Annotated in this window: 3 protein-coding genes; 1 reads left to right on the top strand and 2 read right to left on the bottom strand. The window is 42.8% G+C overall.

The genetic code is table 11. From position 1 onward, the window contains the following. The coding region (locus AC4E96_RS09215; protein WP_490255609.1) for a coproporphyrinogen-III oxidase family protein at positions 1–786 on the top strand (786 nt) is incomplete at its 5' end. Between the two features lie 183 nt (positions 787–969). Here AC4E96_RS09215 and trhO read toward each other — a convergent pair. Next, a complete protein-coding gene (gene trhO / locus AC4E96_RS09210; protein WP_490255608.1) occupies positions 970–1,962 on the bottom strand; it encodes an oxygen-dependent tRNA uridine(34) hydroxylase TrhO in 993 nt (330 codons plus the stop codon). 198 nt (positions 1,963–2,160) lie between these two features. Next, positions 2,161–3,726, bottom strand: coding sequence for a SulP family inorganic anion transporter (locus tag AC4E96_RS09205; protein WP_490255607.1), 1,566 nt, complete (start codon positions 3,724–3,726; stop codon positions 2,161–2,163). Between the last annotated feature and the right edge of the window lie 96 nt (positions 3,727–3,822).

Here is a 3,822-nt window from a genome sequence, read left to right as displayed (position 1 = left end):
GCCCATGAAACGGTTCCGACTTTTAACTTAGATTTGATGCATGGTTTACCAAACCAAACACTGGAACAAGCCTTATCAGATTTAAAACAAGCCATTGAGTTGGAGCCATACCACATCTCTTGGTATCAACTCACCATTGAGCCGAATACCCTTTTCCATTCTAAGCCTCCTAAGTTGCCAGAAGATGAAACCTTATGGGAGATTCAGGCTCAAGGTCATGAATTATTAAAAGCAGCAGGTTATGAGCAGTATGAGATTTCTGCCTATGCCAAACGTACAGATAATTCACCTAAGCAACATCAATGTCGACATAACCTTAATTACTGGAAGTTTGGAGACTATTTGGGGATTGGCTGTGGGGCTCATGGCAAGATCACAGATATAGCATCAGGTCGTATCATCAGAACCGAAAAGGTCAAACACCCTAAAGGTTATATGGATATGACGAAACCATACCGCTACAAAGAATGGCAAGTGGAAGCGGATGACTTGCCGTTTGAGTATTTTATGAACCGTTTGAGGCTCAAACAGCCATTTACTTTGGAAGACTTTGAGCAACGTACAGGGCTGAATAAAAGCACTGTCATCGATGCCATAGAAAAAGGCGTGAGTCTTGGCCTTTTAACAGCACCAGAACAAAATACTGGAACCGATAACACAATGGTTAGTAATAACACTGGAATGGCTGGTATTGATAAGGAAGGTCTTGAACGTGTGAATGCTCAGTATCAAATCACAACGCAAGGTCTGAGATACTACAATAACCTCGTGGACCTATTTCTTTAATCCTACTGCCAATTAAGGTTGCGTGATGGGTTTTGCTAGATACTCAAGGTTTCAAGCACTGTTTTAATTAAACAAACAAAAAAAGCGATGGAAATCATTTCATCGCTTTTTTGTCTAATTAGGGGTCTCATTAGCCGTCTAATTAGCGTGAATTCGCGCTAACGGCTTAAAGGCTATCGTTTATTAAGCGCCTTTTTTAGCTTGCTGACGAGCCGCTTCTTTTTGCTTACGCTTTTGTTCTTGTCGCAATGCTAATGCTTCTTTGGCTTCCGAACCAATATGCTCTTCCCCACGCGCTTTTGCTAGCTCGATTTGCTTTTGACGTTCGGCAAAACGTGCTCTTTGCTCGTCAGTTACTTTGTCAAAACAGTGCGGACATGAGATGCCTTTCTCATATTTGTCAGACTGCATTTCTTCTTCAGTAATTGGCATACGACAAGCGTGGCACTGATCGTATTGACCTTTGTTTAAGTCATGATCAACGGCAACACGGTTATCAAATACGAAACACTCGCCTTCCCACATGGTTTCTTCTTTTGGAACTTCTTCTAGGTACTTAAGAATACCGCCTTCAAGGTGATATACCTCTTCAAAGCCCTGTTCTTTCATGTAGGCGGTTGATTTTTCACAACGAATACCACCAGTACAGAACATGGCTACTTTTTTGTGTTTAGCCGGGTCCATGTTTTTCGCAACGTAATCAGGGAACTCACGGAAGGTTTCAGTTTCTGGATTTACCGCGTTTTTAAATGTGCCGATTTGGATTTCATAGTCGTTACGAGTATCCACAACAAACACTTCTGGATCAGCAATTAGGTCATTCCAGTCTTTTGGTTTGACGTAGGTTCCTACAACTTCGCGAGGGTCGATACCTTCAACACCCATAGTCACGATTTCTTTTTTGAGTTTTACTTTGCTGCGATAAAATGGCATTTCTGCATCAAAGCTTTCTTTGTAAGAAATATCAGATAAGCGCTCGTCCGCTTTAATATGCGCGAGCACGGCATCTATACCTTCACGGCTGCCGGCTACCGTACCGTTGATACCTTCGTGTGCAAGCAACAAAGTACCTTTCACACCGTTTTGCTCCATTACCGTTTGTAATGGCTCACGTAACTCTTGGAAATTTTCTAAGCGCACAAACTTATACATTGCGCACACTACTACTTGTGACATATGGATTCCTCTTTGCCCCCCGAATCGCAAATCCGGAGCATCATGGATTAAAAATTTGAATTGAGCCTCTTGGCTGGGCGCGCATTATACGGACTGTGGCCCCAATAAGCAAAAAAGTCCAAGCCACTTTTGTCGATAGGACGCCAGTGAATTGGACTTTTTTTAATCTATTTAAAAGGTTAATTGATGTAAATCAAATTAATCCAGTTTGTCTGTCGCGACTTTGTAACGAGGATCTTCGTTTACATTAATCTCAACAAACTTTTGCGCCTTTTGAAGCAAGTTACGACATTCAGGACTGATGTGTCTGATGTGTAATTTCTTACCGGCCTTTTGGTATTTGTCGGCTAATCCATCTAGCGCGTCTATACCTGAGCTGTCCCAAATACGAGACTCTTTAAACTCGATAACGACATCGTCTGGGTCTTCATCGACTTTAAATAATTCTCTGAAATACGAGACTGAACCGAAGAATAAAGGTCCATCTAACTCATATACCTTCCAACCTTCGTCATCGATGCGAGTACGAGCACTGATATGTGATGCGTGTTTCCATGCAAATACTAATGCAGAAACAATAACACCCACGATTACAGCAATAGCTAAGTCTGCAATGACCGTCACACCTGTTACTAGAAGTAGGACAAAACCGTCTTCTTTGTTTGCGCCGCGTAGAATACGCAATGACGCCCACTCAAACGTGCCGATAACAACCATGAACATTACACCAACCAACGCAGCTAATGGAATTAGTTCAATCCACGGCGCAAGGAATAAGATGAATGCAAGTAAAACAATTGCAGCCGTAATTCCCGAAAGACGGCCGCGACCACCAGAGTTAATGTTGATCATCGACTGACCAATCATGGCACAACCACCCATACCGCCGAAGAAGCCGTTTACGCCGTTCGCAACACCTTGACCAATACACTCTTTGTTTGAACTACCACGTGTATCAGTTAGCTCATCAATTAACGTCAATGTTAACAACGACTCAATAAGACCAACTAGTGCCAAAATAATGGCTGTAGGTAAAATAATGTATAACGTTTCTAACGTCATAGGTACCATTGGTATGGCAAAGCTTGGTAATTCACCGGCAAGGGTTGCTGTTGCTTTTTCAGCTTCTGGTAACATGTCACGTACGAAGTCGATAACCGTTCGTGCTTCCACATCCATGCCGTGAACAATACCTGTCACCGTCAGAATTGCGACTAATGACGCTGGTACAGCCGTCGTGATTTTTGGTAAGAAGTGAATGATTGCCATTGTTAAGGCAACTAGGCCTAACATGATGTACAGGGCTTCACCTTGCATCCATTGAGCGTTACCCATGGCATCAAGTACTTTAAACTGACCCATTTGAGCCAAGAAAATAACAATAGCCAAACCGTTTACAAAGCCCAGCATTACTGGGTATGGCACCAGTCGAATAAACTTACCGAGCTTAAACACACCGGCTAAGATTTGTAGTATGCCGGCTAATATCACTGCCGCAAACAGGTATTGAACACCGTGTTGAGCGACTAACGCGACCATAACAACGGCCATCGCACCGGTTGCACCTGAGATCATGCCAGGACGGCCACCGATTGCAGATGTGATTAGGCCCATCATAAATGCTGCATACAGACCTACCATAGGGTCAACGCCAGCAACGAACGCAAATGCAACGGCCTCTGGCACCAATGCTAACGCAACGGTAATACCAGATAACACGTCATTTTTTACATTTGAATCACTTTTCGTGATCAGATTAAACATGACTTCTCCGTTAATTGGGGATTTTTAAAGCGCGAGAGTATACCGAAATCGGCTTAAGTGTTCATTAAATAAGTCAATTTATATTAGTCTAATTTT

This window comes from Psychrosphaera sp., from assembly GCF_982872775.1.
The sequence above is the reverse complement of the archived record's forward strand: the minus strand, read 5'-3'. Positions and strand labels throughout refer to the sequence as shown.